The organism is Pantoea sp. PA1, assembly GCF_056856975.1.
Genome location: NZ_JBXGEE010000001.1, coordinates 457,053 through 481,874 on the forward strand (window position 1 = coordinate 457,053; position 24,822 = coordinate 481,874).

24 protein-coding genes are annotated in these 24,822 nt (G+C 57.0%); 15 read left to right on the forward strand and 9 right to left on the reverse strand.

Annotated features, from left to right (window positions below):
• Nucleotides 1-47 precede the first annotated feature (47 nt).
• From AC1V0D_RS02410 to hutH, 5 genes are read left to right on the forward strand one after another with little or no spacing between them, the layout of a single operon-like run.
• Entirely contained in the window at nt 48-896 is an 849-nt protein-coding gene (locus tag AC1V0D_RS02410; RefSeq protein WP_307743516.1) for a transporter substrate-binding domain-containing protein, read from the forward strand.
• Between the two features lie 12 nt (nt 897-908).
• The gene (locus AC1V0D_RS02415; RefSeq protein WP_482906928.1) at nt 909-1,628 is read left to right on the forward strand and encodes an ABC transporter permease; all 720 of its coding nucleotides are present in this window, start codon (nt 909-911) and stop codon (nt 1,626-1,628) included.
• Between the two features lie 8 nt (nt 1,629-1,636).
• On the forward strand, nt 1,637-2,368 hold the full coding sequence (locus AC1V0D_RS02420; RefSeq protein WP_046101491.1) for an ABC transporter permease: 732 nt from the start codon (nt 1,637-1,639) through the stop codon (nt 2,366-2,368).
• Between the two features lies 1 nt (nt 2,369).
• Nucleotides 2,370-3,164, forward strand: coding sequence for an ABC transporter ATP-binding protein (locus tag AC1V0D_RS02425; RefSeq protein WP_009091239.1), 795 nt, complete (start codon nt 2,370-2,372; stop codon nt 3,162-3,164).
• Nucleotides 3,161-4,678: a histidine ammonia-lyase gene (hutH, locus tag AC1V0D_RS02430; RefSeq protein WP_199559891.1), complete on the forward strand. Its 1,518-nt coding sequence runs from the start codon at nt 3,161-3,163 to the stop codon at nt 4,676-4,678. The genes AC1V0D_RS02425 and hutH overlap by 4 nt, the downstream gene beginning before the upstream one ends.
• 5 nt (nt 4,679-4,683) lie before the next feature.
• Here the strand turns inward: hutH and AC1V0D_RS02435 are convergent, their stop codons facing one another.
• Nucleotides 4,684-5,316, reverse strand: coding sequence for a flavin reductase family protein (locus tag AC1V0D_RS02435; protein WP_009091235.1), 633 nt, complete (start codon nt 5,314-5,316; stop codon nt 4,684-4,686).
• Nucleotides 5,317-5,457: 141 nt separating this feature from the next.
• Here AC1V0D_RS02435 and rlmF point away from each other — a divergent pair, with 141 nt between their 5' ends.
• A complete protein-coding gene (rlmF, locus tag AC1V0D_RS02440) occupies nt 5,458-6,390 on the forward strand; it encodes a 23S rRNA (adenine(1618)-N(6))-methyltransferase RlmF (RefSeq protein ID WP_482906929.1) in 933 nt (310 codons plus the stop codon).
• 307 nt (nt 6,391-6,697) lie between these two features.
• Here rlmF and glnQ read toward each other — a convergent pair whose 3' ends face one another.
• The 5 genes from glnQ to rhtA all read right to left on the reverse strand — a co-directional run bounded on the left by glnQ (nt 6,698) and on the right by rhtA (nt 10,972).
• Nucleotides 6,698-7,420, reverse strand: coding sequence for a glutamine ABC transporter ATP-binding protein GlnQ (glnQ, locus tag AC1V0D_RS02445; RefSeq protein ID WP_009091231.1), 723 nt, complete (start codon nt 7,418-7,420; stop codon nt 6,698-6,700).
• Nucleotides 7,417-8,076: a glutamine ABC transporter permease GlnP gene (glnP, locus tag AC1V0D_RS02450; protein ID WP_009091229.1), complete on the reverse strand. Its 660-nt coding sequence runs from the start codon at nt 8,074-8,076 to the stop codon at nt 7,417-7,419. The genes glnQ and glnP overlap by 4 nt, the downstream gene beginning before the upstream one ends.
• Nucleotides 8,077-8,153: 77 nt before the next feature.
• On the reverse strand, nt 8,154-8,900 hold the full coding sequence (glnH, locus tag AC1V0D_RS02455) for a glutamine ABC transporter substrate-binding protein GlnH (RefSeq protein ID WP_111208977.1): 747 nt from the start codon (nt 8,898-8,900) through the stop codon (nt 8,154-8,156).
• A gap of 328 nt (nt 8,901-9,228) precedes the next feature.
• Complete coding sequence (dps, locus tag AC1V0D_RS02460) at nt 9,229-9,732, reverse strand: DNA starvation/stationary phase protection protein Dps (RefSeq protein WP_009091225.1); 504 nt, start codon at nt 9,730-9,732, stop codon at nt 9,229-9,231.
• A 325-nt stretch (nt 9,733-10,057) separates the two neighbouring features.
• The gene (gene rhtA / locus AC1V0D_RS02465; protein WP_337021409.1) at nt 10,058-10,972 is read right to left on the reverse strand and encodes a threonine/homoserine exporter RhtA; all 915 of its coding nucleotides are present in this window, start codon (nt 10,970-10,972) and stop codon (nt 10,058-10,060) included.
• A 368-nt stretch (nt 10,973-11,340) separates the two neighbouring features.
• Between rhtA and ompX the strand changes: the two genes are divergently transcribed.
• On the forward strand, nt 11,341-11,853 hold the full coding sequence (gene ompX, locus AC1V0D_RS02470) for an outer membrane protein OmpX (RefSeq protein WP_009091221.1): 513 nt from the start codon (nt 11,341-11,343) through the stop codon (nt 11,851-11,853).
• A gap of 235 nt (nt 11,854-12,088) precedes the next feature.
• On the opposite strand, the gene AC1V0D_RS02475 is transcribed toward ompX, so the two are convergent.
• Nucleotides 12,089-12,280 carry a hypothetical protein gene (locus AC1V0D_RS02475; RefSeq protein WP_033736362.1) on the reverse strand — a complete coding sequence of 64 codons (192 nt, stop codon included), beginning with the start codon at nt 12,278-12,280 and terminating at the stop codon, nt 12,089-12,091.
• A gap of 250 nt (nt 12,281-12,530) precedes the next feature.
• Between AC1V0D_RS02475 and mntR the strand changes: the two genes are divergently transcribed.
• The 7 genes from mntR to AC1V0D_RS02510 all read left to right on the forward strand — a co-directional run bounded on the left by mntR (nt 12,531) and on the right by AC1V0D_RS02510 (nt 21,518).
• Complete coding sequence (gene mntR / locus AC1V0D_RS02480) at nt 12,531-12,989, forward strand: manganese-binding transcriptional regulator MntR (protein WP_003850512.1); 459 nt, start codon at nt 12,531-12,533, stop codon at nt 12,987-12,989.
• Between the two features lie 20 nt (nt 12,990-13,009).
• Complete coding sequence (locus tag AC1V0D_RS02485) at nt 13,010-14,119, forward strand: SLC13 family permease (RefSeq protein ID WP_482906930.1); 1,110 nt, start codon at nt 13,010-13,012, stop codon at nt 14,117-14,119.
• 148 nt (nt 14,120-14,267) lie between these two features.
• Complete coding sequence (locus AC1V0D_RS02490; protein WP_009091215.1) at nt 14,268-15,413, forward strand: HlyD family secretion protein; 1,146 nt, start codon at nt 14,268-14,270, stop codon at nt 15,411-15,413.
• Nucleotides 15,410-16,978, forward strand: a complete 1,569-nt coding sequence (locus tag AC1V0D_RS02495) for a DHA2 family efflux MFS transporter permease subunit (RefSeq protein ID WP_058957704.1) — start codon at nt 15,410-15,412, stop codon at nt 16,976-16,978. Before AC1V0D_RS02490 ends, AC1V0D_RS02495 begins: the two co-directional genes overlap by 4 nt.
• Nucleotide 16,979: 1 nt before the next feature.
• Nucleotides 16,980-18,509 (forward strand): efflux transporter outer membrane subunit, encoded by a 1,530-nt coding sequence (locus AC1V0D_RS02500; RefSeq protein ID WP_009091211.1) that lies wholly within the window; start codon nt 16,980-16,982, stop codon nt 18,507-18,509.
• A gap of 837 nt (nt 18,510-19,346) precedes the next feature.
• On the forward strand, nt 19,347-19,748 hold the full coding sequence (locus tag AC1V0D_RS02505; RefSeq protein WP_009091208.1) for an H-NS family histone-like protein: 402 nt from the start codon (nt 19,347-19,349) through the stop codon (nt 19,746-19,748).
• Nucleotides 19,749-19,925: 177 nt separating this feature from the next.
• Nucleotides 19,926-21,518: an ABC-F family ATPase gene (locus tag AC1V0D_RS02510; RefSeq protein WP_009091206.1), complete on the forward strand. Its 1,593-nt coding sequence runs from the start codon at nt 19,926-19,928 to the stop codon at nt 21,516-21,518.
• An 89-nt stretch (nt 21,519-21,607) separates the two neighbouring features.
• Here the strand turns inward: AC1V0D_RS02510 and moeB are convergent, their stop codons facing one another.
• Together moeB and moeA are read right to left on the reverse strand one after the other, a co-directional pair.
• Nucleotides 21,608-22,366: a molybdopterin-synthase adenylyltransferase MoeB gene (gene moeB / locus AC1V0D_RS02515; RefSeq protein WP_111208980.1), complete on the reverse strand. Its 759-nt coding sequence runs from the start codon at nt 22,364-22,366 to the stop codon at nt 21,608-21,610.
• On the reverse strand, nt 22,367-23,602 hold the full coding sequence (gene moeA, locus AC1V0D_RS02520) for a molybdopterin molybdotransferase MoeA (RefSeq protein WP_482906931.1): 1,236 nt from the start codon (nt 23,600-23,602) through the stop codon (nt 22,367-22,369).
• Nucleotides 23,603-23,855: 253 nt separating this feature from the next.
• Between moeA and AC1V0D_RS02525 the strand changes: the two genes are divergently transcribed.
• Nucleotides 23,856-24,815, forward strand: coding sequence for an isoaspartyl peptidase/L-asparaginase family protein (locus tag AC1V0D_RS02525; protein WP_325973469.1), 960 nt, complete (start codon nt 23,856-23,858; stop codon nt 24,813-24,815).
• Nucleotides 24,816-24,822 lie beyond the last annotated feature (7 nt).

Here is a 24,822-nt window from a genome sequence, read left to right on the forward strand (position 1 = left end):
AAATCTCGTCAGGGCGATCACCAGGCCGCTACTTTCAGGAGAACCGTATGACGCACCCACTGACTCTTCGTCGTTTATGTCTCACGACCCTGGTTTCCTCTCTGCTGCTCTGTGGCGTCAGCGCCCAGGCGAAAGAGTGGAAGTCGATCACCATTGCCACCGAAGGCAGTTATGAACCCTGGAACCTGACGCTGCCAGGCGGCAAGCTCGGCGGCTTTGAACCGGAACTGATGGCGAATCTCTGCCAGCGTATGGCGATTCAGTGCAGGCTGGTGGTGCAGAACTGGGATGGCATGATCGCCGGGCTTAATGCCGGAAAATATGACGTGATCATGGATGCGATTGTGATTACCCCGGAACGAAAGAAAGTGGTCAGCTTCACCCTGCCTTACGCCTCGACGCCTGCCACCTTCATCACCCTGAAAGGGAGCCTGCTGCCCGCTGACAGCCAGATTATCAAGCTGACCGATGACGCAAAAACCGTGGAGCCGGCCATTGCAGGTCTGAAAGCGGCGCTGAAAGGTAAAACGATCGGTATCGCCTCCGGCACGGTTTACACCCCCTTTATCGACAAATATTTCAAAGAGGTGGCGGATGTCCGTGAATACACCAGCTCGGCCGACGCCATCCTCGACCTGCAGGCGGGGCGGATTGATGCGGTGTTTGACGACGTGACCTTCGCGCAGTCGATGCTGGCGCGGCCCGAGAACCGCAATCTCAGCTTCAGCGGCCCGCAGCTGGGCGGCCCGATCTGGGGTGAGGGAGAGGCGCTGGGCGTGCGCATGGCGGATAACGATCTGAAAGCCCGGCTGGATGAGGCGATCAAAGCCGCACTGACCGATGGCACAGTGAAAAAGCTGAGCGAGAAGTGGTTCAAAACGGATGTCACACCCTGAGTGAGGTAACTGATGATAAGCCTGCTGAGTTTTGGCCCGGACGGCTGGGGACGGTTGATTCTGAGTGCCGCGCTGACCACGCTGCTGCTGTCGTTTGCCGCGCTGGTGGTGGGGGCGGTGGTCGGATCGGGCGTTGCCGCCGCGAAGTTATCTCCCCACCGGCCGGTTCGCTGGCTGGGGGAGGGATACTCGGTGATCTTTCGCGGCATTCCTGAGCTGCTGGTGATCTACCTGTTCTACTTCGGGGGATCGGGGCTGATCACGCAGATCGGTCAGCTGTTTGGTGCCGACGGATTTATCGAAGCGCCGCCGTTTCTGATCGGGGCGCTGGCCATCGGGCTTATCTCCGGCTCTTATCAGGCGGAAGTCTATCGCGCCGCACGGCTGGCGCTGGCGAAAGGGGAGATCGAAGCGGCGGTCGCGATGGGCATGCCCCGCTGGCGCATCCGGCAACGCATCCTGCTGCCGCAGGTGGCGCGCTATGCGCTGCCGGGTTTATCAAACGTCTGGCAGATGAGCCTGAAAGATTCGGCGCTGGTATCGGTCACCGGCATTGTCGAGCTGATGCGGGCGAGCCAGATTGCCGCCGGTTCGACCCGTGACTACTTCGCCTTTTATCTGATGGGCGGAGGCTGCTATCTGCTGCTGACGCTGCTGTCCAACCGTGCCTTCCTGCGCGCTGAATCCCGTCTGGGGCGCGCCTGGCAAAGCCGCACCGCTGCACAGCATTAGGGGGATTGATGATCGATTTTGCGTTTCTCACAGACACCTTCCTGAAACTCAGCGCCGCGCTGCCGGTGACGCTCGGTCTGTTTATCAGCGCCTTTCTGTGCGGTGGCGTGCTGGCGACAGGGATTCTGGCGCTGCGCATGAGCCGCTGGCGGCTGCTCAGCGGCTTTGCCCGCGGCTACATTCTGGTGTTTCGCGGTTCGCCGCTGATGATCCAGCTGTTCCTGATCTACTACGGTCTGGGGCAGTTTGGCGTGATCCGCCACAGCCTCCTCTGGCCATTTCTGCGTGAGCCGTTCACCTGTGCGGTGCTCGCGCTGTCGCTCTGCACCGCCGCCTACACCGCAGAGATCCTGCGCGGGGCGTTGCTGGCGGTGCCGCCAGGCCAGGTCGAGGCGGGGCTGGCGTGTGGGATGTCACGCGGGCTGCTGCTGCGGCGCATTATCGCGCCGGTCATGCTGCGTTACGCGCTGCCTGCCTACTCTACCGAAGCGATTCTGCTGGTGAAATCGACCGCGCTCGCCAGTCTGGTGACAGTGTGGGATGTCACCGGGGTGGCGCAGCAGATCATCCAGCGCACCTACCGCACCATGGAGGTCTTTCTCTGTGCGGCGGCGATCTACCTGATCCTTAATTTCATCATTGTGCAACTCTATGCCCTGCTGGAGCGGCGTCTGACGCCGGTGCACAAACCGGAAAAAAAGCCGTTACCGTCCGCTAAGCCGATCCCCGGAGGAGAGTAATATGTCTGATTTGTCACCCGTCACGCTGTCGGCCAGCGATATCCACAAATCTTTTGGTGCCATGGAGGTGCTGAAAGGCATCTCACTGCAGGCGCACAAAGGCGATGTCATCTCGATTCTCGGTGCCAGCGGCTCGGGCAAAAGTACGCTGCTGCGCTGCATTAATCTGCTGGAGACGCCCGATTCGGGCGTGGTCAGCGTCGGTGGTGAGACCATTGAGATGAAGCGCCATGCCCGCGGGCATCAGCTGGCCGCTAATCCGCGCCAGATTGAACGGCTGCGTTCCCGGCTTGGCATGGTGTTCCAGAGTTTTAACCTCTGGTCGCATCTGACGGTGCTGCAGAATGTGATTGAAGGGCCGCACTATGTACTGAAGCGCGACAAAAAAGCCTGCATCGCCCAGGCGGAGCAGCTGCTGGACCGGGTCGGTTTACTCAACCGCAAAGATTTCTATCCCGCTCAGCTTTCCGGCGGTCAGCAGCAGCGCGTGGCGATTGCCCGCGCGCTGGCGATGGACCCGGAGGTGATGCTGTTTGACGAGCCGACCTCGGCACTCGACCCCGAACTGGTCGGTGAGGTGCTGAAGGTGATGCGCAGCCTGGCGGAGGAGGGGCGCACCATGCTGGTGGTGACGCATGAAATGGGCTTTGCCCGCCACGTCTCTAACCGGGTGGTGTTTATGCATCAGGGCACGATTGATTGTCAGGGCACGCCGGAGGCGATGTTTGGCGACGGCGGCTCGGCGCGCTTCAGGCAGTTTATCTCCCGTCATCATCAGGTGGAGCCGGTGTTATGAGCAGTACGCTGAATCCTCCGCAGGTGTGGGGCGATGCCCCGCTGACCTGGCCGTCGCTGGTGCAGGTCGCCCGGCACGATGCCCCTCTGACCCTCAGCGACAGCGCCTGGCAGCGGATTGCGCAGAGCCGCGAGATCGTCGGCACCATCGTGGCGACGGGTCAGGTCGCTTATGGCATCAATACCGGGCTGGGTGCGCTGTGCAACATTACCCTCTCTGAGGATGAACTGAGCCAGCTGTCGCGTAATACCCTGCTGAGCCACGCCTGTGGCGTTGGCCCGAAACTGGCCAGAGCCGAGGTGCGCGCCATCCTGTGTGCGGCGATCGCCAACTACAGCCACGGTAAATCAGGCGTCTCGGTAGCGCTGGTGCAGCAGCTGCTGGCGCTGCTCAACCGGGGGATTACCCCGCAGGTGCCGTCACAGGGGTCGGTCGGTTATCTGACCCACATGGCGCATATCGGGCTGACGCTGATCGGCATCGGTGAGGTGGAGTGGCAGGGCAGCGTCGTCCCGGCAGAGCAGGCGCTGGCGGAGGCAGGGCTGACGCCCTACCGGCCTGGCGCGAAAGAGGGGCTGAGCCTGGTAAACGGCACGCCGTGCATGACCGGCTTAGCCTGCCTGGCGCTGGATGATGCGGCGCGTCTGCTGGACTGGGCGGATGTCACGGGCGCGATGAGCTTTGAAGCGCTGCGTGGCCAGCTGGTGGCGTTTGATCCTGAGGTGCTGGCGCTGAAAGCCAGTCCGGGGATTCAGCGCAGCGGCGAACGTCTGCGCCAGTTGTTAAGTGACAGCCCGCTGCTGAAAGCGAGCGTCGGTATCCGGACACAGGATGCGATGAGCCTGCGATCGATGCCGCAGGTTCACGGTGCCTGCCGCGATCAGTTTACCCATGCGGTCCGTCAGGTGGAGACCGAACTCAACGCCTCTACCGACAATCCACTGATTCTGGGCACCCCCGACGCCTGGCGCGTCGTGTCGCAGTCGAACCCGCACGGCGAGTCGGTGGCGATGGCCTGCGACCTGCTGGCGATTGCGCTGGCGGAGCTGGGCAGCATCGCGGAGCGACGGCTTGATCGGCTGGTGAATCCGCTGGTGAGCGGTCTGCCGCCGTTTCTGGTGGCCGAGCCGGGCGTCAACTCCGGCATGATGATTGCGCAATATGTGGCGGCGTCGCTCTGCGCGGAGAACCGCCAGCTCGCTCAGCCGGCGGTGCTCGACAACTTTGTCACGTCGGGATTACAGGAGGATCATCTGAGCCTCGGCACCGGTGCGGCACTGAAGCTGCTGAAGCTGGTCAGCAATGTCGGGCACATCCTCGCGATTGAGTATCTGCTGGCGGCGCAGGCGCTGGAGTTTCACGGTGAATCCCAGCTGGCCGCAGGAACGCGGCGTGCCTGGCAGCAGTTACGGCAGGTAGTGGCGTGCTGGCAGCAGGATCGCTGGCTGGCGCCTGATATCGCCCGCGCGGCAGAACAGATCAGAGCGCACCGGTGCGATGCGCTTGAGGGATAGGCGGGTTACGACCGGCGGGCGTCCGGACGGACCAGGTCGAAGCGCTGGGCTTCACTGATGCCGTAATAGGCGCTGGGTCCCCCGGCGCGCAGAATCGGCTCCGCTTTGGCCGTCTGATAAATGCCCTCTTCCAGCAGCGTTTCACTGATGTGGATCGCCACCGCTTCGCCCATGACCAGCCAGCTGTCGAGCGGGTTGCCATCGGCATCCTGCAGCTGTATCAGCTGTGTTAAGCGACACTCAAAGTTGACCGGGCTCTCCGCCACCAGACTGGCGCTGACCTGGGAACCGGCCTGCGGCGTTAAACCGGCGAAGGTGAACTCATCCTGATCGGCAGGCAGCGACGCTGAGCTTTCATTCATCGCTTCCGCCAGCGGGCGGGTCGCCAGGTTCCAGACAAACTCTCTGGTCTCAGCAATATTGCGGACGCTGTCTTTCCAGCCGCTGCTGGCAAAACCGATAATCGGCGGATGATAGCTGAAGCAGTTAAAGAAGCTGTAGGGTGCCAGATTGCGCTGGCCGCTGGCGCTGACTGAGCTAATCCAGCCGATCGGGCGCGGGCCGATAATGGCATTCAGCGGATCGTGCGGCAGACCATGACCGGCACGGGGTTGATAAGAATAGCGTTTCTGGCTCATAACCTCTCCAACGGGGAATAATGATTAATCTTAGCGCGACAGCATGGCCTGTCGAATCGGAAAGCGGTAAGCGGATGGTGCGGGTTTATTTTCACTCGCCTACAGCGTATTGTACGCGCGCCTGAATAACTGAGAGAACGTATGAAAAAGTCAGCCAGCACCTCGCCTTTCCACGCCCGCAATCGCCATCAGGGCGAGTACGATTTTGCCGCGTTGACCGCCGCGCATCCGCCACTGGCGGCCAAAGTCCGGCCCAACGGGTATGGCGTGCAGTCGGTGGATTTTGCGGACCCCGAGGCGGTGATGCTGCTGAATCAGGCGCTGATCAAACTGTTTTATGATATCGACTGGCAGCTGGCCCCCGGCTCACTCTGTCCGCCGGTGCCGGGACGAGCCGACTATCTGCACTATCTTGCAGATTTGCTGGCGCTGGATAACAACGGCGTAATCCCCGCCGCTGACGTCCTGGATGTGGGCTGCGGCGCAAACTGTATCTATCCCCTGATTGGCGCGGCGGAATATGGCTGGCGCTTTACCGGCACCGAAATCAACGAGGTTGCACTCAAAGCGGCCAACCGCATTCTGGCCGCGAATCCGCGCCTGACGCGCCAGATCCGCCTGCGTCGTCAGAAAAACAGCGACGCGGTGCTGGCGGGCGTGATCAGCAAAAACGAATTTTTCAGTGCTGTCATGTGCAACCCGCCTTTCCACGCCTCTGCGGAGGAGGCCGCGGCGGGATCGCAACGCAAATTACGCAATCTCGGACTCAATAAAGCGGCGCCGCTCAACTTTGGCGGTCAGCATAATGAGCTGTGGTATCCCGGCGGTGAAAAAGCCTTTATCGGCAGGATGATCGCCGAGAGCGTGGCCTTTGGTCGTCAGATCGGCTGGTTTACCTCACTGGTGTCGCGCAAAGAGAATCTGCCCGCGCTGGAAAAACAGCTGCAGGCGCTCGACGTGGCTGAGGTGCGGGTGGTCAATATGGCACAGGGTCAGAAGCAGAGCCGCTTCCTGGCGTGGAGTTTTATGCCTGCTGCCCAGCGCAGCAAACTGCTGAGTCGCCTGGGGAACTGAGGCATCTCATTACGCAGGTAGCAGGAATCTATCTGCTGAGAAAAAAGGACGTGCTGCGATGCGGCCGTTTCAGACTGCTGACAAACCCAATCGGGGTTGCTCTTGCAGCAACACATTAGCTAATAGCGCAGGGAACACGGGCAGAGGAGGAAAGCGTCCCGCGCCATGGACGGCGCGGGCCGAGCGACCAGGGATGGTTTAAGCGACTTTCCGATCTGCCCGTGTTCCCTTCGCAGGGTCGGTCTCACAGCTGGGCAGGGCAGACTTTGCCAACAATAAAAACGGGCCGCTTAGCGGCCCGTTTTTATCAGGAGACGTGCTGCAGAAATTCGCGCAGACGCTCACTCGGGGGATTGCTGATCAGGCTGTCGGGATCGCCATCTTCCGCAATCCGGCCTTTGTCGATAAAGATCAGACGCGAGGCCACCTTCTGAGCGAAGCCGACTTCGTGGGTCACAATCACCATCGTCATGCCTTCTTCCGCCAGGTCCTGCATCACCTTCAGCACTTCGTGACGCAGCTCCGGGTCAAGCGCGGAGGTCGGCTCGTCAAACAGCATCATCTTCGGCTTCACCGCCAGCGCACGGGCAATCGCGACACGCTGCTGCTGACCGCCAGAAAGCTCAGACGGGAAGTGATGCGCACGTTCGGCGAGGCCCACTTTGCCCAGCAGCTCGCGCGCCAGCTGGCGTGCCGACTCTTTGCTGGCACCGCGCACCCGGATTGGACCGAACGCCACGTTGTCCAGCGCGCTCATCTGCGGGAACAGATGAAACTGCTGAAACACCATGCCCGCTTCCTGACGAATCAGGCGGTCATCGACTTTCGGATCGTTGACGCGCAGACCATCCACAATCAGCTCGCCGCTGGTGATCTCTTCCAGCTTGTTAATGCAGCGCAGCAGGGTTGATTTACCGGAACCGGAAGGACCGATAATGACCACCACTTCGCCCTGGTTAATTTTCAGGTCAATGTTGTGCAGCACCTGGGTCTGACCAAAATGCTTGGAGACATCTTTAAATTCAATCACAGGATTTTCACCCTTTTCTCAATGCGGCGCAGCACAAAGCTCAGCACCAGCGTAATCACCAGATAGATAATCGCGACGGCGCTCCAGATTTCCAGAGCGCGGAAGTTACCGGCAATAATCTCCTGACCCTGACGCGTCAGTTCAGCCACACCGATAACAATAAACAGCGACGTATCTTTAATGCTGACAATCCACTGGTTACCCAGCGGCGGCAGCATACGGCGCAGCGCCAGCGGCATAATCACGTAGCGCAGCGTTTCACGGCCCGACAGTCCCAGCGCCAGACCCGCTTCGCGGAAGCCTTTGTTGATTGACAGCACGGCACCACGGGTGATCTCGGCAATGTAAGCGCCGGAGTTAATCATGATGGTTACGACCGCCGCACTGAAGGGATCGATTCGCAGGTCGGGAAACGCCATTGGCAGGGCAAAGTAGATGAACATCACCTGCACCACGATAGGCGTGCCGCGGATGATTTCGATAAACACCAGCGCGATGTTATTGGTGATCCAGCCGCCGTAAGCACGGGCAAAACCGGCCACCAGACCGATAAGCAGACCGCCACACAGGCCGATGATTGAGATAATTAAGGTCAGTTTAGCGCCTTCGAGCAGCGCTGGCATGGCGGGCCAGATGACGCTCCAGTCAAACTCCATGGTGTCACTCCAGATATGTTGCGATGGAAAAAAGCAGGGAAAAGTTTCCCTGCTCAAATTAATTCACGGACAAATTATTATTTTGGTTCAGTGCCGAACCATTTTTTATAAAGCTGATTGTAGGTGCCGTTCTCTTTCAGGGTTTTCAGCGCGCCGTTGACTTTCTCACGTAAATCGTCGCTGCCTTTCGGGAAGGCAATACCATACTGCTGCGCTTCGATTGAATCGCCCACCGCTTTAAAGCGGCCTTTACCGGCGGTGTGAATGAAGTAAAGGATGTTTGGCGTGTCATGCAGCACGGCGTCAGCACGGTTAGTGCCCAGCTCCATGTAGGCGCTGTCGATGTTCGGGAACTGACGCAGATCTTTCGCTTTGATGTTGGCTTTCGCATACTCTACAGAGCCGGTGCCGCTTTTGACGGCGACCACTTTGCCATTCAGATCGCTGATGCCTTTGATGTTGTTTTCGTTGTTACGCACCATCACCTGCAGACCACTTTTGTAGTAGCCGTCAGAAAACTCGATCGCCTTTTTACGTTCTTCAGTAATGGTGATACCCGCCAGCGCCAGATCGACATTGCGTGTCTGCAGAGCAGGAATGATGCCGCTGAAATCCATCGGCTTCAGGGTGTAATCGAGCTTCAGTTCTTTGGCAATCGCATCCCACAGATCCACATCAAAGCCGACATATTTGTCACCCTGTTTGAATTCAAACGGAACGAAGGCGGTATCGGTCGCGACGACCAGCTTCTTTTCTGCTGCGGTGGAGGAGAGGGAGAAGGCCAGCGCCAGCGCGGCCACAGAAACTTTTAACAGTGACTTCATCATTTTTTCCTTTTTACACTCAGGCGGCAGGACCTGCGTTTTCGGCTTGTCATATGAAAAAATTATGCCAACTTTGCAAGATACGCGAAATCAGTGAGTTAAATATCACAGCTGAAGCGATTTTGCAGGTTATTCTGCATTTGCACCGTTTTGGTGCTCTATTGTGGTGCAGGTTGCGATTTTGGTGCAAGCGGTAGTTTGCCTCAGTTGTTGAAGCTTTGAAGCGAAGAAGAGAAGAACTGTTAACAGGGTCATAAAACGGGGTTATACAGACGTAAAAAAGGCGGGTTTCCCCGCCTGATTGACTGCACAGTCACTGCATTAAGTCTTATTCAATGTTGGCTTCGATGAACCACAGGAACTTGTCCAGGTCGCGAGAGGCCGCGGTGAAGATGTCAGCAGTATCTTCATCTTTCACTTCGGTAATCGCTTTACGGGTATCGTTAGCAACGATGGCATAACGATCGGCCAGTGCTTTCAGATGATCCTGCACGCTATGGATGTTCAGCGGATAGCTTTTCAGTGGGGTTTTGTCGTTCACGACCTGTGCGGTGCCCAGTGCCACGCCGCCCAGCTGCACAACACGTTCAGCAATCGTATCCTGATGATCGGTAATCGCGGTGCGGAAACCATCCAGCATCTCATGTACACCGATAAAGTTAGCACCGCGCATGTTCCAGTGCGCCTGCTTAGTGATCAATGACAGGTCGATAAACTCGACGACCAGACGATTCAGCACCTCGATGGTGGCTTTCTTTTCGTCTTCGGCTACGTCATTGCGGGTGTAAATCAGATCAGAAGATTTAGTTTTAACCAATTTAGCGGTACTCATCGTTTCAGTCCTCTCTTTGATGGTTGTCCTAATCAAGTACCGGATAAGTATAGCAGCGCTTTTTAACTTTGCAGAAACGACTTTATCAATGGATGAAATAGTGTCTCTCTTTGTCTGGTGCCGCGCGGGGTCAGGAAGGTTACTACTATGTTAAAATATAAAATAAAGAAAATTTTATTATGAATCAGTAAGTTAAATCATTTTGTAAATAACGGGTAAGTGACTGTTTCAAAATAGAAAGTGCAGAGGAATGAATCGGTTAAGAATAGTTCTCATGTTGAGCATGATTGTTATTTAGCCCGCCATAACAGCGGGCAGGACGCGCTTATTTCTGAGTGTCGCCGGATAATTCCACGTTGTTCAGCTGGCTCTTTTTCGGCCGCATCGTCAGTGTTGATCCTGCCGACGCGATGATGATAGCCAGCAGCGCCAGCCACTGGAGTGCACTCAGCGTTTCCCCCAGAAAGAGCATCCCTGAAAAGGCAGCCATCGCCGGCTCGAGACTCATCAAGGTGCCGAAGATGCGCGCCGGTAAGCGGGTCAGTGCGACCATCTCCAGCGAGTAGGGGATGGCGCTGGAGAGCAGGGCGACCAGCAGCGCGATGGGCATGACCGCCCAGTTCCAGATGCCATTCTCGGCAAAGGTCAGTCCCAGTGGCACAAAAATAACCGAGGCGATCAGCGAACCGATTGCCACGGTAGCAGGGCCATGCTCCGCGCCGGCCCGTTGTCCGGCCAGGATATAGATCGCCCAGCAGGCCCCGGCAGCGACAGCCAGCGCGGCCCCCACGGGGTCAATGGCGGTCATGCCTGTGCCAAACGGCAGCAGGAACCACAGGCCAATCACGGCCAGCACCACCCAGACAAAATCGAGCGGCCGGCGCGAACCAAACAGCGCCAGCGCCAGCGGGCCGGTGAACTCCAGACCCACCGCCACACCCAGCGGCACCGTCCGGATAGCCAGATAGAACGTGAAATTCATTGTGCCCAGCGCCAGGCCATACATCAAAAGGGGAAGACGCTGCTCGCGGCTGAAGCGTAAACGCCACGGTTTGAAAATTATGCAGAGTATCAGTGTGCCAAATCCCAGGCGCAGGGCGGTGATCCCGGTCGCCCCAACGGCAGGAAACAGTGACTTCGCCAGGGATGCACCGCCCTGAAGCGACAGCATCGCAATCAGCAGTACGGCGACCGGCAATAAAATCGGGGTAAGGTTTTTAGCAGCGGGAGAGGCAGACATCCTGTTCACTTTTCCTGGTCATCAACAAAATCAGTCGACCAGTGTAAAGGAAAGAGCGGCTAAAAAATCACGAATTTGCGTTTTAAATGCGAACGGGTTGCGCAGTTTTTGCCCGAATTCAGTGCCATTTTGGTAAAGAAATGTCAGGATTTTTTAGGATTTAACTTAAAGAGGGGATTCAGCACAAAATGATTGTTGCAGGAAGATGACGGATTTTATAAGAAAAATGAATGACATAGGATGTCGCATTAACGTCCTGTTACACCAAACTTTCTGTTAGACAACAAAATCCGGGCAGAGTTTCTCGCTATTTTTTGTTATATTTTCAGCGTTGTCAGGAGAGAAGTATTTTCACATTTGAGGTGGTTATGAAAAAAATTGCATGTCTTTCAGCATTAGCCTGTGTACTGGCAGTATCTGCAGGTTCAGCAATGGCACAGAGCACCGTAACTGGTGGTTACGCGCAGAGCGACTATCAGGGCGTGGCTAACAAAGCTAACGGCTTCAACCTGAAATACCGCTATGAAGACGGTTCTAACCCACTGGGTTGGATCGGTTCATTCACCTACACCGAAAAAGACCGCACTGAAGCTGGCGTTTACAACAAAGGCCAGTACTACGGTGTGACCGGTGGTCCTGCTTACCGTCTGAACGACTGGGCGAGCATCTACGGTGTTGTAGGTATCGGCTACGGTAAATTCCAGCAGAACGATACTTCTTCACGCGCTAAAACTGATTCAAGCGACGTAGGTTTCTCTTACGGTGCTGGTCTGCAGTTTAACCCAATTCAGGACGTCGCGCTGGACGTTGGCTACGAGCAGAGCCGCATCCGCAATGTGGACGTGGGTACCTGGATCGCTGGCGTAGGTTACAGCTTCTAAGTTTAGCTTAGCTGACCCGCCAAAAAACGGCCCCTCATGGGGCCGTTTTTTATTGTGCCGATGTTCTCCCTGCCATGCAGGCTCCCGCCTTTCTCTTCCCCAGCTGACAATCTCTGTGCCCTCATAGCCGGCAGCGTGATGCCCGCTGAGCGCGCGAAGTGTCAGGCGAAATAAGAGAAAAGAAAATAAGCAGAAGGGGAGAGCGCCTCCCGGGCTGAGAGGCGCTGAAAAGGGGTCAGCCGCGCCAGATAAGCTTCTGACAGCGACGATCGGCAGGTTTGTGGCCCAGCAGTTTCTCAATCAACATCAGACGCAGCGTGAAGGGGGAACGCGTCAGCAGGCACAGCCAGGATTTCATCTCCGTGGTTGTTCTCTTCTCAGCCTGGAAGCATTTGCTGCAATCTAAGCAACATTTCAGGGTGCTCATAGAATCACCTCCCAATCATTGTCAACGCGGTCGTCAGCAGCCTGGGGTGAGATACGTCATCACCGGATCCACCCAGGATCGCAAAGGATCCTCTGTGTGCTGCTTACATTATCAACAAATATAGCACTGGCTATATCCTTTAGCCAAGGCTAACGAGGAAAAATTTGAGCTTCTTTGCGGCTGGTTTACAATAAGCGCAGCTAAATCCGTACAGCAGTGCCCGTACGGGAAATAATAATGAGGAAGCTGAATGAGTCGTCGTGCTAAAAGCGTGGTTTCTGCGCCAAAAGGACCACTGAAAGATATTGAAGAGCATGTCGAAGGTTTTCGGCAGGTGCGTGAAGCGCATCGTCGGGAGTTAATTGATGACTACGTTGAGCTAATCTCTGATTTAATTGGTGAATTTGGCGAAGCACGTCAGGTCGATATGGCAGCCCGCCTGGGTGTGTCACAACCGACCGTGGCAAAAATGCTGAAACGACTGGGCAGTGCCGGACTGGTCGAGCAGGTCCCTTATCGCGGGGTCTTTCTGACCAGCGAAGGGGAGAAGCTGGCCGAAGAGAGTCGTGCCCGTCATCATATTGTTGAAAGTTTTCTGCTGGCGTTAGGCATCAGTCCTGAAACTGCCCGACGTGATTCAGAAGGGATTGAGCATCACGTCAGTGATGAAACTCTGGCTGTGTTTAAGAAGTTCTCCGAAACCCGTTAACGCTAAGGCGTACCCTCATCATGCCTCAACTGCTTCGATCTTTTTTGCACGACTCTATTTTGCATTTATTAATCGTGTTGGGTGTGGTTCTGGCTTTTCTGGCGGATTTCCGCTGGGGCGATCTGCCAGGTGCCGTAGACTGGCACACCATCATCACGCTGACCGGTTTGCTGATCCTGACCAAAGGGCTGGAAACGAGCGGCTATTTTGATGTGCTGGGGGGACGGCTGATTGCGCGTTTCCGGCATGAACGTGCGCTGGCGCTGTTTATGGTGCTGGCTGCTGCGCTGCTCTCGACCTTTCTGACCAATGATGTGGCGCTGTTCATTCTGGTGCCGCTGACCCTGACGCTGCGCAAATTCTCTCATCTGCCCATCTCGCGGCTAATCATCTTTGAAGCGCTGGCGGTGAATGCCGGATCGCTGCTGACGCCGGTCGGCAACCCGCAGAATATTCTGTTATGGAGTCACGGCAAGCTCAGCGTTATCGCGTTTATTGTGCAGATGCTGCCGCTGGCGGCATGGCTGCTGCTGAGCCTGATGGTCCTGACCTGGTTCAGCTTTCCAAAGCGGTCGATCGATAAGCATGACAATCCTGAACAGCCTGAGTGGCAGAAACCGCTGTTTATTGTCAGCGTGGTGCTCTACCTGCTGTTTATCGCCGGCCTGGAGCTGGAAATCACCGGCTGGGTGCTGCTGCTGATTCTCGCCACTTTTCTGGTCATGGCGCGCCCGGTGCTGCTGCGCATTGACTGGAGCCTGCTGGCGGTGTTTATCGCCATGTTCATTGATGTCTTCCTGCTGACCCGTCTGCCGGTGATGCAGGCGCACTTTGATGCGGTTTCCCACTTCGGTCATGGACAGCTCTATCTGCTGGCTATCGGGCTGTCACAGGTCATCAGTAACGTTCCGGCGACGATTCTGCTGCTGCAAAAGGTGCCACCCACGGATGTGCTCGCCTGGGCGGTGAACATCGGTGGATTCGGCCTGCTGCCGGGTTCTCTGGCCAATCTGATTGCGCTGCGTATGGCAAAAGATCGGGCCGTCTGGTGGCGTTTCCACCTGTTTTCACTCCCTCTGCTCGCCTGGTCGATGGCCAGCGGCTGGCTGCTGCTGCGGCTGCTCAATTAGTCCCACCCCGCCTGCCACCCTCATCAGGTGGCAGGACGTGCGCCATTTCTCAAGTTTCGTAAAGTTGCGCTGGATTTTGTCAGGTTCCGATATAAGGTTAACTAGACCTTTATGCCCGGAATCAGGGCCTTAGCCAGTGATGGGAACTATGAGCGAGAACAACCAACACGATCAACACCAGCAGGATGCCGATAACGCGACGGATAAAAACCGTCAGTCAGATGAAAACAAGGACAACGACCAGCAGCCAGAACGCAAACGCCCCGGTAAAAAGCCGCTGATTATTCTGGCGGTCGTGGTAGTGATCATGCTGATCGTTGGATTCTGGTTCTGGTTTACGACCCGCAATATTGAAACCACCGACGACGCCTTTACCGAAGGCGATGCGGTGACCATTGCGCCGAAAGCGTCCGGTTATGTGGTGAAGCTGCTGGTAAACGATAACCAGCGGGTGAAGAAGGGCGATCTGCTGGTGGAAATCGACCCCAGCGACAACCGCGCCCAGCGTGAACAGGCGCAGGCGCAGCTCGGCTTAGCTGTCGCGCAGCTTCATCAGGCGCAGGCGCAGCTGGCCCTGTCCCGGGTTCAGTATCCGGCTCAGCGCGATCAGGCGCTGGCGGACCAGGCGAAAGCGGAAGCTAACCTGCTGAACGCCCAGGCCGATTACCGTCGCCAGCGCGGCGTCGACCCGCGTGCCACCAGTCAGCGCAATATCGACAGCGCCTCGGCGCAGTTACGCTCGGCGCAGGCGCAGTTACAGAGCGCTAAAGCGCAGGTTGAAGTCGCATCACAGGTTGCCCTGCAGATTCGTCAGCAGGAAACCAATGTTGAAGCGCGTCAGCAGCAGGTTGAGCAGGCAAAAGCGCAGCTCAGCACGGCTGACCTTAATCTCTCCTATACCCAGGTTCGTGCGCCCTATGATGGCTTCATCACCAAGCGCAATGTTCAGCTGGGTACTCTGGTGCAGGCTGGCTCTTCGCTGTTCTCGCTGGTCTCACCGGACATCTGGATCACCGCAAACTTTAAAGAGTCTCAGCTTGAGCGCATGAATCCGGGCGATAAAGTTGAAATCAGCGTCGATGCCTGGCCGGATATGAAGCTGGAAGGGCATGTCGACAGCATTCAGATGGGCTCCGGTTCACGCTTTTCGACCTTCCCGTCAGAAAACGCCACCGGCAACTATGTGAAAATCGTGCAGCGCGTGCCGGTTAAAATCGTGATTGATAAAGGGCTCGATCCCAACCATCCATTGCCACTGGGTCTCTCTGTTGAACCCAAGGTGACGGTGGAATGAGTACGGCGCAGAGCTGGAAACCTGCCAGCAATCCGTGGTTAGTGGCGATCACGGTGACGCTGGCGGTGTTTATGGAGATCCTCGACACCACCATCGTCAACGTGGCGCTGCCGCATATCGCCGGTTCACTCTCCTCCAGTTACGATGAGTCAACCTGGGTGCTGACCTCCTATCTGGTGGCGAACGGCATCGTGCTGCCTATCTCTGCATTCTTCAGCCGTCTGTTTGGTCGTAAACAGTTTTTCCTGATCTGCATCGTGATGTTTACCATCTGTTCGTTCCTGTGCGGTATCGCCACCGAACTGTGGCAGATCATTCTGTTCCGCGTCCTGCAGGGCTTTTTCGGCGGCGGCTTACAGCCGGTTCAGCAGTCTGTGCTGCTCGACTACTTTAAAGCGGAAGATCGCGGCAAAGCCTTTGGTCTCTCCTCTATCGCCATCATCGTTGCGCCGGTGATTGGCCCGACGCTGGGTGGCTGGATTACGGATAACTACAGCTGGCGCTGGGTGTTCTTTATCAATATCCCGGTCGGGGTGCTGACCGTGCTGGCAATCTATCAGCTGCTGGAAGATCCACCGTGGGAGCGCAAATGGGCCAAAGGCAAACTTAAGATCGATTACATCGGTATCAGCCTGATTACCCTGGGGCTGGGTTGCCTGCAGGTGATGCTGGATCGCGGGGAAGATGAGGACTGGTTTGCCTCTCACTTTATCGTGCTGTTCGCTATTCTGGCGCTGGTCGGCATCGTCGGGGCCGTCTACTGGCTGATGTATGCCCGTAAACCGGTGGTCGATATCCTGGTGATGAAGGATCGCAACTTCTGGGTAGCGGGTTTGCTGATGGCGGGTATGGCGATGATCCTCTATGGCAGCTCTGTCGTGCTGCCTCAGCTGGCGCAGCAGGACCTGGGTTACACCGCCACCTGGTCAGGTCTGGTGCTGTCGCCCGGTGCGGTGCTGATCGTGCTGACGATTCCGCTGGTGCTGAAGCTGATGCCGATTGTTCAGACGCGTTACATCATCGCCTTTGGCTTCAGTTGTCTGGCGGTAGCGTTTTTCTACTCCGCCACCCTGGCACCGAATGTCGATTTTGCCACGCTGGTGATGATGCGCAGCGCGCAGTCGATCGGGCTGGGCTTCCTGTTTGTTCCGCTGACCACCATCGCGTTTGTCACCATTCCGCAGCGACTTAATGCGGACGCCTCGGCGCTGTTTACCATGTTCCGCAACGTGGCCGGATCGATCGGGATTTCGCTCTCGACCGCGGCTATTACCGAGCGCGAGCAGGTTCGCTCGGCGCACATGGTGCACAACATGACGCCGCTGAACGAGCAATTCAACATCACGCTGCAGCACTGGGCACAGGCGATACGCGACTTTACTTCGGCGGTAGGCGATCCCGTTACGCTGGCAACCGGTCAGCTTTATCAGGAGATGATCGCGCAGGCGCGCATTCTCGCTTATATCGATGTCTTCTCAGGCCTGAGTATTGTCGCCCTGATTTTGATTCCATTTTGCTGGCTGCTGTCGCCGATTAAGAGCGAAGGCAGTGCAGGAGCACACTAACATGAAGGTTTTTTACTCTCATCGCCTGAAACCCGTGAGTTTACTGCTGGCTCTCGCCCTGGCAGGTTGCGCCGTCGGGCCTGACTATCAGGCGCCGAAACCGGCCGTGCCGGGCAGTTTTAACGCCATGGCGTCGCAGGAGGCATCCGTACCCCAAAGCGCCGCGATTAACTCCCGCTGGTGGCGAAGCTTTAACGATCCGCAGCTCGACAGCCTGATTGAGCGGGCGATAGCAGGCAACCTGAGCCTGCAGCAGACGGTACTGCGTATTGCCGGGGCACGCGAACAGCTGACACAGGCCCAGGGTAGCCTGTTACCCAGCCTGAGCGGTTCGGCCAAAGTGACGCGTCAGCAGCTCGGTCTGGAAGGCTTGCTGAAAGCCAATGGGGCCACCGATCAGCTCGACAGTAACGTAGCCAGTCAGCTCAACGGCCTGACCCAGCCGGTCAATCTCTACCAGGGCAGCTTCGATGCGAGCTGGGAACTGGATCTGTGGGGCAAAGTGCGCCGTCAGGTTGAGGCCGCCACTGCCCAGCAGCAGGCGGCGATTGAGCAGCGCAATGATGCGCTGGTCTCACTGGAAGCGGAAGTGGCGCGCGCCTGGCTGCAGCTGCGCGGCGCGCAGAGCACCATCCAGACGCTGGAGCAGCAGATCAGCGTGGCGCAGCAGACGACCGAGCTGACACAGAGCCAGCAGCGTAATGGTCTGGCGCCGCTGACCGACGTGGAGAATGCCCGGGCCCAGCTGAGCACGCTGCAGGCGCAACTGCCGCAGTATCAGTCGCAGGCGCGGCAGGCGATGAACGGCCTGGCGGTGCTGCTCGGCAAGACGCCGGGCGCACTGGATGCGGAACTCAGTACACCGAAACCGTTGCCGCCGCTGCCTCAGTTTGTGCAGGTGGGTATCCCTTCAACGCTGGCGCGCCGTCGTCCTGATATTCGTCAGGCTGAAGCAACGCTGCATGCGCAGACCGCGGAAATTGGCGTCTCTGTCGCGCAGCTTTTCCCGAGTCTGTCGCTGACCGGCCAGCTGGGCGTGCGTAACACGGACGTCAGCTACCTGGATAACTGGAGCAGCCATTTCTACAGCTTTGGCCCCTCGTTATCAATTCCGATTTTCCAGGGCGGACAGCTGGTGTCGAGCGTGAAGCTGGCGCGGGCACAGCAGGCGAGTGCCGCACTGGATTATCGCCAGACGGTGCTGACGGCGCTGCAGGATGTGGAGAATGCGCTGGTCAGCTATCGCGCCGATCAGCAGCGTGTCACCGCGCTGGATGAGACAACCGGTGCTCTTCAGCGTGCCTTTGATCTCGCCAGCGACAGCTACCGTCAGGGGCTCTCCACCTTCCTGGAGGTGCTGGATGCACAGCGCCAGCTGGCACAGGCACAGGAGCAGGCAACCCAGGCACGGATGCAGAGCGCGCTCGATCTGGTGGCGCTTTATAAAGCACTGGGCGGCGGCTGGGAAACATACCAGACTGTTGAGATGCCGCACTACTCCGTCTTCGGTCCGGCCACCCAGGCCAATTAGTTCTCAGGCGGTCGCGGCGCTGCTGCCGTGACCGCCTGCTTATCCCTCTCCGCTGCTCGGTCAGCCCGCCATCTTCCGTTTACCGATAATCTAACTCATTGAATCAGCGGCAATCGTTGCCGGAATTCGTCAGGATAAAATGGCCGAAAATAAAACAGGCCTGACAGCAGGGCTATTATCTGCGCAGCGGTCAGGGCGTTATTATTTATGTGGCTGGCATCAGTTCAATTTAAGATTTAGAGCTGCATCACCTTTCTGCGTTTATTTCAGGATGCTTTTTTAATGCCACTCAGAACGCGCATGACAATTCGCCAGCGTCTGCAGAACGCGACCGCTGTTGTTCAACGGTCTTCTCTGCGAATAATCTGACGCTGCTGAAAAACGCAGCGGTAAAACATGCCGGGACGTCGCGACTGTCATAATAAAATCGAATAGGGCGATAATTCTTTAACGTTATTGCCCGATGAGAAGGGCAATTTTTAATCATGAACTGTAAACTATTGTGACAGAGGTAGCCTTTCCGGCCTTTTTTTATCGCCAGAGCATGGGCGATAAACCGGAAATAGCGGACCTGAGCCTGCACGCTTTCGCAGATGCGGTTATGCCTCTGCAGGCGGTATCGTCCGGCTGAAATCGTTTTCAATACAGGGACACAGGCCCGGTTTGTTGTTAATTCATCGTTAATAAACCTCAGGCGGGTCCGATTTTAAAAGCCATATTTCGGCATAATTAATACTTAAGAATTATCTGGGGCGTAAAAATAATTTATTTTTTTATTTGAATTAGGTAATCTTGCCGCTACAGTTTTATTAACCCCCCTTAATCAAGGACATTGTGATGAGTGACGCATTTAAGGTACTGAACAATATTCGCACATTACGTGCCCAGGCTCGTGAACTGCCACTGACCGATCTTGAAGAGATCCTCGAAAAATTAACTGTTGTTGTGACTGAGCGCCGCGAAGAAGCTGAAGCAGAAGAGACGCAGAATCGCGAAAAAGAAGAAAAGCTCTCTAAATATCGCGAAATGCTGCTGGCTGACGGCATCGATCCTAATGAATTATTAGGTGCCCTGGAAAGCGGAAAAAAACGCACCAAGCGTGCGCCGCGTCCGGCTAAATATACTTACACCGACGAAAACGGTGAGCAGAAATCCTGGACTGGCCAGGGCCGTACCCCGGCAGCGATTAAAAAAGCGCTGGATTCCGGTAAAAGCCTGGACAGCTTCCTGATCGATTGATCGACACAATCCTTGTAAGTGGGAGCCGGGGGCCATGATGGCCTGCCGGCTTTTTTATTTCTGTCGGGATATCAATCACCCGGCCAGCAATCCATCCCCGACGCTGGCGTGCGCTGCGTCACATCTGGCATAATAGCCGCCGTTTTTTCATCCACTCTCTTCACAAAGGTCAATGCCGTGTTAGTTAGCAGCAATATCACCATGCAGTTTGGCAGTAAGCCACTGTTCGAGAATATCTCCGTTAAATTTGGCGGCGGTAATCGTTACGGTTTAATCGGTGCGAACGGCAGCGGAAAATCCACCTTCATGAAGATTTTGGGTGGCGATCTGGTGCCTTCAGCCGGCAACGTCTCTTACGATCCCAACGAGCGTATCGGTAAGCTGCGTCAGGATCAGTTCGCCTTTGAACAATTCAGCGTGCTGGACACCGTGATCATGGGTCACCATGAATTATGGGAAGTTAAGCAGGAGCGTGACCGTATTTATTCTTTGCCAGAAATGAGCGAAGAAGAGGGGTATAAGGTCGGTGACCTTGAGGCGCTTTACGGTGAGATGGATGGCTATAGCGCCGAATCCCGTGCCGGTGAGTTATTACTCGGTGTCGGTATTCCGGTTGAACAGCATTATGGCCCGATGAGCGAAATTGCGCCGGGCTTTAAATTGCGCGTGCTGCTGGCGCAGGCGCTGTTTTCCAATCCCGATATTCTGTTACTCGATGAACCGACCAACAACCTGGACATCGATACCATTCGCTGGCTGGAGCAGGTGCTGAATGAACGTGACAGCACCATGATTATCATTTCGCATGACCGTCACTTCCTTAATATGGTCTGCACCCACATGGCGGATTTGGATTATGGCGAGCTGCGTGTCTATTCCGGTAATTATGACGAATATATGACCGCCGCAACCCAGGCGCGTGAACGTCTGTTATCTGACAACGCCAAGAAAAAAGCGCAGATTGCTGACCTGCAGTCGTTCGTCAGCCGTTTCAGCGCCAACGCCTCTAAATCGCGTCAGGCGACATCGCGCGCAAAACAGATGGATAAAATTAAACTGGAAGAAGTCAAAGCGTCCAGTCGTCAGAACCCGTTTATCCGTTTTGAGCAGGATAAGAAGCTGTTCCGAAATGCCCTCGAAGTGGAAGGATTAACCAAAGGGTTTGATAACGGTCCGCTGTTTAAGAATTTAAATCTGCTGATGGAAGTGGGCGAAAAGCTGGCGATCATCGGCGCCAACGGTATTGGTAAATCGACGCTGCTGAAGACGCTGGTAGGGCAACTTGAGCCCGATAACGGCAGCGTTAAATGGTCAGAGAATGCGCGCATTGGTTATTACGCGCAGGATCACGCCGAAGATTTTGCTAATGATTTGACCGTATTTGACTGGATGAGTCAGTGGAAACAGCCCGGTGATGATGAGCAGACGATTCGCGGTATTCTGGGTCGCCTGCTGTTTTCACAGGATGATATTAAGAAACCGGCGAAGGTGCTTTCCGGTGGTGAGAAAGGGCGCATGCTGTTCGGCAAGCTGATGATGCAGAAACCGAACATCCTGATTATGGATGAGCCGACTAACCACCTGGATATGGAGTCGATTGAATCGCTCAATATGGCGCTGGAGATGTATGAAGGCACACTGGTGTTTGTGTCGCACGACCGTGAATTTGTCAGCTCGCTGGCAACCCGCGTGATTGAGCTGAAAGCAGACAAGGTGGTGGACTTCACCGGCAACTATGAAGATTACCTGCGCAGTCAGGGAATCGTCTGATAAAAGGGGGGGGCGCAGGCCACCCCTTTTTTTGGCCCGGAATGGGCCGTGACGTAATCACTCTGAGGCCAGAGCCAGCTTCAGGGAGCCTATGCCCCATCGCCACACACTTCACAGTGCGCATCCTGCGCCACTTTCATGCTGCGGAATTCTGCACTCATGGCATCGTACATCAGCAACCGGCTGGTGGCCGGCGTGCCAAAGGCCGTCAGGACCTTAATCGCTTCCATCGCCTGCATTGCACCAATCACCCCCACCAGCGGGGCCATGACGCCTGCTTCGACACAACTCAGGGTCTGTTCGCCAAACAGGCGGCTGATACAGCGATAGCAGGGCGTGCCGGGCTGCCAGTTGAATACGCTGATCTGGCCCTCCATACGAATTGCCGCCCCGGAGACCAGCGGGACGCCCTGCTGGCGACAGAGCCGGTTGAGCTGCTCCCGCACCGCAACATTGTCGGTGCAGTCCAGCACCACCTGCTGGCGGGCTATCAGCGCCAGCAGTGCCGTATCATCCAGCTGGCCGTTGACCGGATGCAGCTGACAGTGAGGATTGATGGCCGCCAGGCTTTGTGCCGCCGATTCGACTTTGGCACAGCCAATATCGGCGTCATGATGCAGTATCTGCCGTTGCAGGTTAGAGTGCGACACGGTGTCGAAGTCAAGCAGCGTCAGGCTGCCGATCCCGGCTGACGCCAGCCAGGGCGCGGCGGCACAGCCAAGTCCGCCCAGCCCGACGATCAGCGCATGGCTGGCTTTAAGTCGCTCCTGACCGTCAAAATCGAAACCGCGCAGGACGATCTGCCGGTTGTAGCGCAGCATCTCCTCATCGCTTAATTCAGGCAGCATTTACGCCTCCAGCAGGGCGTTGAAGGGTTCCACCTCAACCCATTCGCCAGGCTCCACATTGCCGCGCTCCCGCTCCAGCACAATGAAGCAGTTTGCCTGCGCAAAAGAGCTGAAGACGTGGGAACCCTGCATGCCGGTGGTCTGCACCTCCAGCTCACCCTGCGCGTTCTGGCGCAGGATGCCACGCTGGAAGTCGAGCCGGCCCGGTGATTTTTTGAGCGCAGAGGCGCAGCGCACTTTCTGACGCGGCGGCAGAGCCGATTTCTGCAGGCCGGTAAGTTTCGCCAGCAGCGGCTGAACCAGCTGATAAAAGGTGACAGCAGCCGAGACCGGATTACCCGGTAAACCGCAGAACCAGCTGTGGCTGAGGCGGCCAAAAGCAAAAGGTTTGCCGGGTTTGATCGCCAGCTTCCAGAAGCTGATTGCCCCCAGCTCTTCCAGCATCGTTTTGGTAAAGTCCGCTTCCCCGACCGAGACACCGCCGGTGCTGATCACCACATCCGCCTGCCGATCCGCCTCTGCGAAAGCCGCCCGCAGGGCCGCCGGATCGTCTTTGATAATCCCCAGGTCAATGATGTCGCAGCCAAGCTTATTCAGCATCAGCGACACGGCGAAACGGTTAGTATCGTAAATTGCGCCTTCGGCCAGCGGTTCCCCCACCGGCTGCAGTTCATCACCGGTGGAGAAGATCGCCACCCGCACTTTTCGCACTACGCTGACCTGCGCAATCCCCAGTGAAGCCAGCAGGGGCAGTTCCGCCGCGCCCAGCCGCGTGCCCGCTTCCAGCACGACATGACCGGGCTGAATATCGTCGCCGGTCAGGCGGATATTCTGGCCGGGACGCACCGGTGCGGTGATCACAACGGCCCCCTCCCGCGTTTCCGTCTGCTCCTGCATCACCACCGCGTCGCAGCCTGCGGGAACCGGCGCACCGGTCATGATGCGGATCACGCTGCCCTGCGGCCACTCACCACTGAAGGGTGCGCCAGCGAAGGCTTTACCGGCCACCGGCAGCGGCTTACCGTGGCTGATATCTGCCAGCCTGACGGCGTAACCATCCATCGCGGAGTTATCAAAGGGCGGTACGGCGATAGAGGAGGTGACCGCTTTTGCCGTGATGCGGCCAGCCGCCGCGGCCAGCGACACGTTCTCAGCGTCGGCGATGGGCGTCAGCTGCGCGAGCATTTTTTGTTGCGCCTCCTCAAGGGAGATCAAACCTGCAGTAAAACTTTCCATAAGGGTCCAGCCTGGTGAATTCAGATGCTGCCTATTATGGTGGCAATTGGCCGCTGAGTCACATCGGTGTCACCCCGGGCTTGCCCGCGATAAGGGTCAAAATGATATAGGGTGGTAAGAAAAGGTTATAACCACAGGAACAGTTTCCGCTTTACAACCCTTAGCAGGCTTTCTATAGTCAAAAATCATCAAAAATGGATGAAAACCATTTTAAATCAGTGTTTTTCATGCGGATGCAACAGGGCAGAGCGTTATGGTTAAAGCAGTGATTGCCATTCACGGCGGCGCGGGTGCCATTACGCGCTCAGCGATGAGCGCTGAAAAAGAACAGGCATATCGTCAGGCGCTGCAGGAGATTGTCACTCAGGGCCAGCAGATCCTGGCGCAGGGTGGCAGCGCACTGGATGCGGTAACGGAAGCGGTGCGGCTGCTTGAAGAGTGCCCGCTGTTTAATGCCGGTAAGGGCGCGGTATTTACCCATCAGGGCACGCATGAACTCGATGCCTGCATCATGGATGGGCGCACGCTGGAGGCGGGCGCCGTCGCCGGCGTGACGCGGGTGCGCAACCCGGTTCTGGCGGCGCGTGCCGTGCTGGAAAAAAGCGAGCATGTGCTGTTCATCGGTGAGGGGGCTGAACAGTTCGCGGTGGCGAACGGGCTGGCGCCGGTGAGCCCCGACTACTTCTCGACGCCGGAACGGTGGGAACAGTTGCAGCGCGCGCTGAATAGCGAGTCGGCGGTGCTGGACCATGATGGCGCGGCACACCACGACGACCCGCTCGACCCTGACCGCAAGTTTGGCACGGTGGGCGCGGTGGCGCTGGACCTGGAGGGCAATCTGGCTGCGGCGACCTCAACGGGCGGCATGACGAATAAACAGGCCGGACGGGTAGGCGACTCGCCGCTGCCGGGTGCGGGCTGCTATGCCAGCAACGACAGCGTGGCGGTCTCCTGTACCGGCACCGGTGAAGTCTTTATGCGCACGCTGGCCGCTTATGACGTGGCGGCACAGATGCGCTATGCCGGTCGTACGCTGCAGCAGGCCAGCGTCAATGTCATTCATGACAGCGTACTGGAGCTGGGCGGCAGCGGTGGCCTGATTGCTGTCGATCGTGCGGGTAATGTGGCCCTGCCGTTTAACAGCGAGGGAATGTACCGCGGCGTCGCCCGGGTGGGCGAGCCAGCGGAAGTCGCTATCTACCGCGAAAGTTAAGGAGCAG

Coding starts and splice junctions, on each gene's coding strand:
- AC1V0D_RS02410 (WP_307743516.1), top strand. CDS start 48: ATGACGCACCCACTGACTCTTCGTCGTTTATGTCTCACGACCCTGGTT.
- AC1V0D_RS02415 (WP_482906928.1), top strand. CDS start 909: ATGATAAGCCTGCTGAGTTTTGGCCCGGACGGCTGGGGACGGTTGATT.
- AC1V0D_RS02420 (WP_046101491.1), top strand. CDS start 1,637: ATGATCGATTTTGCGTTTCTCACAGACACCTTCCTGAAACTCAGCGCC.
- AC1V0D_RS02425 (WP_009091239.1), top strand. CDS start 2,370: ATGTCTGATTTGTCACCCGTCACGCTGTCGGCCAGCGATATCCACAAA.
- hutH (WP_199559891.1), top strand. CDS start 3,161: ATGAGCAGTACGCTGAATCCTCCGCAGGTGTGGGGCGATGCCCCGCTG.
- AC1V0D_RS02435 (WP_009091235.1), bottom strand. CDS start 5,316: ATGAGCCAGAAACGCTATTCTTATCAACCCCGTGCCGGTCATGGTCTG.
- rlmF (WP_482906929.1), top strand. CDS start 5,458: ATGAAAAAGTCAGCCAGCACCTCGCCTTTCCACGCCCGCAATCGCCAT.
- glnP (WP_009091229.1), bottom strand. CDS start 8,076: ATGGAGTTTGACTGGAGCGTCATCTGGCCCGCCATGCCAGCGCTGCTC.
- glnH (WP_111208977.1), bottom strand. CDS start 8,900: ATGAAGTCACTGTTAAAAGTTTCTGTGGCCGCGCTGGCGCTGGCCTTC.
- dps (WP_009091225.1), bottom strand. CDS start 9,732: ATGAGTACCGCTAAATTGGTTAAAACTAAATCTTCTGATCTGATTTAC.
- rhtA (WP_337021409.1), bottom strand. CDS start 10,972: ATGTCTGCCTCTCCCGCTGCTAAAAACCTTACCCCGATTTTATTGCCG.
- ompX (WP_009091221.1), top strand. CDS start 11,341: ATGAAAAAAATTGCATGTCTTTCAGCATTAGCCTGTGTACTGGCAGTA.
- AC1V0D_RS02475 (WP_033736362.1), bottom strand. CDS start 12,280: ATGAGCACCCTGAAATGTTGCTTAGATTGCAGCAAATGCTTCCAGGCT.
- mntR (WP_003850512.1), top strand. CDS start 12,531: ATGAGTCGTCGTGCTAAAAGCGTGGTTTCTGCGCCAAAAGGACCACTG.
- AC1V0D_RS02485 (WP_482906930.1), top strand. CDS start 13,010: ATGCCTCAACTGCTTCGATCTTTTTTGCACGACTCTATTTTGCATTTA.
- AC1V0D_RS02490 (WP_009091215.1), top strand. CDS start 14,268: ATGAGCGAGAACAACCAACACGATCAACACCAGCAGGATGCCGATAAC.
- AC1V0D_RS02495 (WP_058957704.1), top strand. CDS start 15,410: ATGAGTACGGCGCAGAGCTGGAAACCTGCCAGCAATCCGTGGTTAGTG.
- AC1V0D_RS02500 (WP_009091211.1), top strand. CDS start 16,980: ATGAAGGTTTTTTACTCTCATCGCCTGAAACCCGTGAGTTTACTGCTG.
- AC1V0D_RS02505 (WP_009091208.1), top strand. CDS start 19,347: ATGAGTGACGCATTTAAGGTACTGAACAATATTCGCACATTACGTGCC.
- moeB (WP_111208980.1), bottom strand. CDS start 22,366: ATGCTGCCTGAATTAAGCGATGAGGAGATGCTGCGCTACAACCGGCAG.
- moeA (WP_482906931.1), bottom strand. CDS start 23,602: ATGGAAAGTTTTACTGCAGGTTTGATCTCCCTTGAGGAGGCGCAACAA.
- AC1V0D_RS02525 (WP_325973469.1), top strand. CDS start 23,856: ATGGTTAAAGCAGTGATTGCCATTCACGGCGGCGCGGGTGCCATTACG.